This is a genomic window from Endozoicomonas sp. YOMI1 (assembly GCF_024606345.1).
Lineage (GTDB): Bacteria > Pseudomonadota > Gammaproteobacteria > Pseudomonadales > Endozoicomonadaceae > Endozoicomonas.
Window position 1 is genome coordinate 1 of the sequence record NZ_JAHHPM010000237.1, and the last position, 5,462, is coordinate 5,462.

Consider the following 5,462-nt stretch of genomic DNA (forward strand, 5'->3'; position numbering starts at 1 on the left):
CGGCCTCATGTATTGTGCCAATCACCCTTCGACAAGCTCAGGATGAACGGAGATCAAGTTCAAAATGTCGAAGTTATTTCGGGACAATTCCTAACGTTCCCCTGTTTTTATAAACGGTCCCTACCTGATCAATTATGGTCTTGAGGAAAGTACGACTTTGCTCGATAGCGGCATCAACATGATCCCGACCACGCACAACAGCACCCCGGCCACCAACCAACGTCTCAGCACCGTAAGCCTTTATCTTATCCAGCGTGGTGGTGGACCCGTCAAAATGAAAAGCATCACCGGTATAGAGTGCAACCTGAGCCTCAACAAGACATTAAGCGCCTACTCCCTGCGTCGGGAAGTGATTGGTATCATCAAGCGAAAAAGCCGATCCTGAGTTTTCACGAAAAGCACTTACGGCGGCTGGCATCAAAACGATATTCGAGATCAGCGCCTACTCGGACAGCCTCCCAGAGTGCCCTTGAGGATTGATTTCCCCCATGATCCGTGAGATATCCCTACTCGTACAAGTGAAAAAGTTTTAAACCCTGATACCATCAGGTTTAAAAAACATAAAAGTACGATGAGGTATCCCCATGTCTGAGAAATCATTCGATTCTGAAAAGCGTGGACCCACCCGGCGTCGGTTTTTACAACTGGCCGCTGCTTCTGCGCTTATTCCCCTTCTTAATATTCCCATCCGTCAGGCCCGGGCTGATGCACTCCCGGCACTGGATGAGTCCAACCCTACCGCAATGGGGCTCTCCTACAAAAAGACACAGGCAGCCGCTAAATCCATAGATGGCTATCAGGAAGGACGAAAGTGTGAGAATTGCGCACTCTATACCCCGGATAACCAGGGTTGCAGGCTTTTTCCGGCAAACTCCGTAGAACCGGAAGGATGGTGTAAGGCCTGGGTACTAAAACCTGCCTGATAGATTAGTAAAGAAAATTGCTAATACCCATACCACGCACACCCTCGTTCCCTCAAAGAAACCCGGGAACGAGGCGATTATCTGCTATTCTCAACGCATCAAAAATAATCAGAAGTTGTCCTTATGAACCACGATAAAGACAGTGATGCGCTCTGGAATGCCATTCATCAAATAGAGACCAGCGTTAAAAACTCACAGAATGATATTAAAAAACTGTTCCTGCACAGTGTGCGGCATGAAATAGCGATCGAAACACTCAACAAAAAGGTGGATGCCAACCAGCAGGAAAACCGTGAACGCTTCAACAGGATTGAAAATCGACTCGATATAGTTGATGACCGACTCGATCAAGTTGATGACCGACTCGATAAGATTGATAACCGACTCGATAAGATTGATAACCGACTTGATAAGATTGATAACCGACTTGATAAGATTGATAGCCGGTTTGACAAAGTTGAAGAGACACTCGCTATTATTGTGAACCACCTCAAGCCATGATCAGCTCCCACGCTTATGGGGTCCTTCGCGGGAATGCAGAAACCATTTCTCAATGATGCCCTGCCGATGAGCTTCCCTCAGCGGCGGCTCTATTGGGTTTTCAAATGTTTAAAGGGTGTTCAAATGATTAACACACCACTGAGCCCGCTTCAGGATGGCATCCCTGTCAGCTGAACTCTTCTTATCCCACCCCTTATAAACCAGGGCGGTCCGTGGATTGTGCCGCAACAACTTCCGGTGTTTCTCCATAAAATACCAGTAAAGACTGTTTAAAGGACAGGCGCTTGCTGTCTCTTTTTCCTTTACGTGGTAAACACAGCCTGAGCAATAGTCACTCATTTTCTGCACATAATTGCCACTGCCCGCATAGGGTTTCGATGCCACCATGCCACCGTCCGCATACTGTGACATGCCCCGGGTATTGGGCAGCTCCACCCACTGAATCGCATCAATATAAATACCCAGATACCACTGGTCGACCTGATCAGGATCAATACCCACAAGCAGGCAGAAGTTGCCGGTAATCATCAACCGCTGAATATGATGTGCATAGGCATACTGCAATGACTGAGTAATGGCATGGCGCATACAGTTCATCTGTGTCTGACCGGTCCAGAACCAGTCAGGCAGATCGCTTTGCGCATTCAGGAAGTTCATGGATTCATAGTCCGGCATATTGCTCCAGTAAACACCCCGGATATATTCACGCCAGCCCAGGATCTGACGGACAAAGCCCTCTATTTGCGCCAGAGAAATCGCCTCAGGGTTTTCCCGCCAGGCGTTGATCGCCTTATCGATCACCTGTTTCGGGTGGAGCATTTTGGTATTCAGGGCAAAGGAGAGCCGGGAATGGTAGAGGCTCCACTGATGGTCACTGTTCGCAGTCATGGCATCCTGGAACTGGCCAAAATGTGGCAGGCAACAGGTGCAGAAATAATTGAGTAATGCTAATGACTGCTGACGTGTAATCGGCCAGAGCAGATGAGTGCCAATATCACCAAAGCTCTGTACCTTATGCCGTTTAAGCCGCTCCAGTACTGACGCGGTGGAACTGGCAAACACTAACGGTTCCGGAATCCCGTCAAGGTCAGCAGCTTTGAGCTTACAGCGGTTATCCGCATCATAATTCCATTGCCCGCCTTCCGGCTGGCCATCACACATCAGGATATTATGCTGCTGGCGCATCTTCCGGTAGAACGTTTCCATCCTGCCGGGCTTACCGGGCTTGAACCGTTTGGCAAGCTCCTCAAACGGAACCAGAAAATGTTCGGTATCCCATTCTTTTTTGGAGATGTTTTTAACACTGGTTTTGTTAATGGATATACCTGGCTCAAAGTCCCTTAATTGTGCCAACAAACGGTGTTCATCGGGCCGCTGGTATTCAAAACGGGTCACTGAATATTGCTGGCACAGGTGGAGAATCAATGAAGGCAGGTCGGTAAAGTCTTTGGTTTCATCCAGCGTCAAGTGCAGAACCTGATGCCCCGCTTTCTGCAATGCCGTAGCAAACTGTTCCATGGCGAGAAAGAAACCACAGATTTTTTGTACATGATGCTTAACATAACCGGTTTCCTGAAGCAGTTCGGCAATCACATAAATACACTCATCATCCTGCTTGCTGAACCAGCTATGGCGGGCATTGAGCTGGTCTCCAAGAATCAGCCTGAGGGTAGAATAGTGTTTATTGTTTTTCATCCATCACCCGGTTTCGTTGCCAATAAGTCAGCCACTTTGTGATGATGGTACTTTGCATGGGCAACTTCTGAATTATATATTTGCCTGACACCATCAAGATCGCAACGCCCGTCAATTTCTTTTTCCAGACGGTCATCTGAGCTATTTTCAGCCTTACAGGCTATGTATTGAAGTTCACGGGCAAACCTCAACACATCCTCTGGCATTTGAACTTTGTGCATATTACGTACCCGACCATAGATATGGCTATAGCCTGACTTTAGTACATTAGTTGCAAATTTCGCACAGTTAAAACCGATGGGCCTGTAGTTTTGATTTTCGAATAGTTTTTTTGCTCTTACACTCATTTTATCGACATCAACATCAGTCAGCAGAACATTGCGTTGATCACTGGTGTAGTCATATTCTTCCACAATGTCTCGGCACACCCTTTTTTTGACTTCATGATAGCTGACAGTTTCTCCCTCTTTCCTCTGTACCTCATTCCAGCCGAAATTTTGTTTAAGCTTGTTCCACATTTCATTGGTAGCCCCATAGGAGAAATATTCAAATTCACCACGATTGGAGCGCAGAACCATGGCGATGTGCTCACCATTACCAAAGTCGATTAATAAGCAGCTTCCAGGCGTTAGCCTGTCCAAAATTTCTGATGCTCTTTCTTCAATTTGCCGTTGAAGCTGTTCAGCAGTGGTTACTTTCGCATAGTTTTTTTGTTCCTTAACGCATTCGCCATCAGACTGGGACAGGTCTCTTCCTTGTGCGAACAATGATAAACTTCGTAGAACACTCTTTTTTTGAGGTAAGCCTTTATAAGGCCCAGTAGCGGTATATGTCGGTGTGAGTGCTTTGAGATTTCTATTGATTGTCTGCAAGGTATTTCAGTGAAATCAGCTATTGGCCGCTGAATGATTATGGCATGATGGGCCAGTCGGCGGCATCGACACTGTCGAGAGGGTAGGTTTTATGACCCTTCCAACGGTTGATATAGCTGCCATCAGGATCGAACTGCAGAGCCTGTTTATCCAGATTAAAATGGCGACTGCCTCTCGGGTCAGCACCCACGCCCGCCAGATACTGCCAGTTGCCCCAGTTGCTGCCCACGTCATAATCCACCAGCTGCTGCTCAAACCAGGCTGCACCGTAGCGCCAGTCCATCCCCAGTTCATGAATAAAGCAGCTGGCCACAATCTGCCGCCCACGGTTGGACAGGTAACCGGTGGCCCGCAGCTCTTTCATGCAGGCATTCACAATGGGCCAGGGCGTATTACCGGCGCACCATTTCTGAAACCGTTCCGGATAAAAGCAGGACAACCTGCACTTGTCCCTGATGCCTCTGGATGAAAACAGCCGAACACCCTGCTTCAGGGCGTACCATTGAAAATATTCTCGCCACAGCAATTCAAACAGAATCCAGTAGGTGGATTCATTGGCCATAATCATTGACTCATAGTGCCTGAGTGCCTGGAAAATCTGCCGGACGGAGAGACAACCGTGGGCCAGCCAGGGAGAAAATTTGGTTGAGGTCTCCCAACCCTGCAAGGCGTTCCGTGTTTCCTTGTAGGTGGTTGGCTGCAGCGCTGAGAAATATTGTTTCAGATGTTCTGCCCCTGCCGCTTCACCACCGGTAAACGGACTGTTGGTTTTGGCCTTTGCCGGTAACCAGTCAGAATGGTAATTCAAACCGGGCATTGGCCCTGGCATGATATCCGGTGCGGTTGCTGCTTCGGTGATTGGCAGATTTTCTACTTGCTTTCGGAACTGAGTAAATGTTTCCGGCAGCTCGTCCAGGGCAAATGGCAGATCGTTCTGGTGGAAGAGCGTAAACGTTTCAACTTCATTAAACGTGACTGCCGGGAAGTTCTGCTTGAGAGTTTGCCAATAGGCACTCTCTTGGTAGCCAATATTACGGCTGCGATAGACAGTATCAATTTTATGGGCATTCAGCATTTGTTCGATCGCTTGATACGGATTTTGCAAACGCACCAGCAGTTTTTGCCGTCGCTCTTTAAGCTTTGATTCAAGGTGTTGAATATTCTCCTTCAGGAAACGCCAGCGATGATCGCCCATCACCCTTGACTGGTAACGGCCTGGCTTAAACCAGGCAGGGTCAACACAATAGACGCACACCAAGTGTTTACAGCTGGCGGCTGCCTGCATCAAGGCCCGGTTATCACTCAGCCTCAAATCATTGGTAAACAGAAACATCGTTGTTCCCTGCAAGAGCAATACCCTCCGAACCGCTCCAATACACCCATTTGTACGTTAATTTTCCCAAACCACGGCAAACAGGTAACTATTCAGTGAACCCAGCAAACCAGCTTACCAGACTGGTAAGGAATACCT

At 48.0% G+C, this 5,462-nt stretch carries 6 protein-coding genes; 3 read left to right on the forward strand and 3 right to left on the reverse strand.

Features of this window, described 5'->3' with window-relative positions:
• Positions 1-178: 178 nt before the first annotated feature.
• The 3 genes from KDK15_RS08280 (at position 179) to KDK15_RS08290 (ending at position 1,424) form a co-directional block, all read left to right on the forward strand.
• A complete protein-coding gene (locus KDK15_RS08280; RefSeq protein ID WP_257294883.1) occupies positions 179-385 on the forward strand; it encodes a hypothetical protein in 207 nt (68 codons plus the stop codon).
• 199 nt (positions 386-584) lie between these two features.
• Entirely contained in the window at positions 585-923 is a 339-nt protein-coding gene (locus KDK15_RS08285) for a high-potential iron-sulfur protein (protein ID WP_257294884.1), read from the forward strand.
• 123 nt (positions 924-1,046) lie between these two features.
• Positions 1,047-1,424, forward strand: a complete 378-nt coding sequence (locus tag KDK15_RS08290) for a hypothetical protein (protein WP_257294885.1) — start codon at positions 1,047-1,049, stop codon at positions 1,422-1,424.
• A 108-nt stretch (positions 1,425-1,532) separates the two neighbouring features.
• On the opposite strand, the gene KDK15_RS08295 is transcribed toward KDK15_RS08290, so the two are convergent.
• From KDK15_RS08295 to KDK15_RS08305, 3 genes are read right to left on the reverse strand one after another with little or no spacing between them, the layout of a single operon-like run.
• Positions 1,533-3,119: a cryptochrome/photolyase family protein gene (locus tag KDK15_RS08295; RefSeq protein WP_257294886.1), complete on the reverse strand. Its 1,587-nt coding sequence runs from the start codon at positions 3,117-3,119 to the stop codon at positions 1,533-1,535.
• Positions 3,116-3,991, reverse strand: a complete 876-nt coding sequence (locus KDK15_RS08300) for a hypothetical protein (RefSeq protein WP_257294888.1) — start codon at positions 3,989-3,991, stop codon at positions 3,116-3,118. The genes KDK15_RS08295 and KDK15_RS08300 overlap by 4 nt, the downstream gene beginning before the upstream one ends.
• Positions 3,992-4,028: 37 nt before the next feature.
• Positions 4,029-5,324 carry a DASH family cryptochrome gene (locus KDK15_RS08305; RefSeq protein WP_257294889.1) on the reverse strand — a complete coding sequence of 432 codons (1,296 nt, stop codon included), beginning with the start codon at positions 5,322-5,324 and terminating at the stop codon, positions 4,029-4,031.
• Positions 5,325-5,462: the final 138 nt, after the last annotated feature.

Excerpts from the sequence above, each read along its gene's own strand:
- KDK15_RS08285 (WP_257294884.1), top strand. The coding sequence starts at position 585 with ATGTCTGAGAAATCATTCGATTCTGAAAAGCGTGGACCCACCCGGCGT.
- KDK15_RS08290 (WP_257294885.1), top strand. The coding sequence starts at position 1,047 with ATGAACCACGATAAAGACAGTGATGCGCTCTGGAATGCCATTCATCAA.
- KDK15_RS08305 (WP_257294889.1), bottom strand. The coding sequence starts at position 5,324 with ATGTTTCTGTTTACCAATGATTTGAGGCTGAGTGATAACCGGGCCTTG.
- KDK15_RS08295 (WP_257294886.1), bottom strand. The coding sequence starts at position 3,119 with ATGAAAAACAATAAACACTATTCTACCCTCAGGCTGATTCTTGGAGAC.
- KDK15_RS08280 (WP_257294883.1), top strand. The coding sequence starts at position 179 with ATGATCCCGACCACGCACAACAGCACCCCGGCCACCAACCAACGTCTC.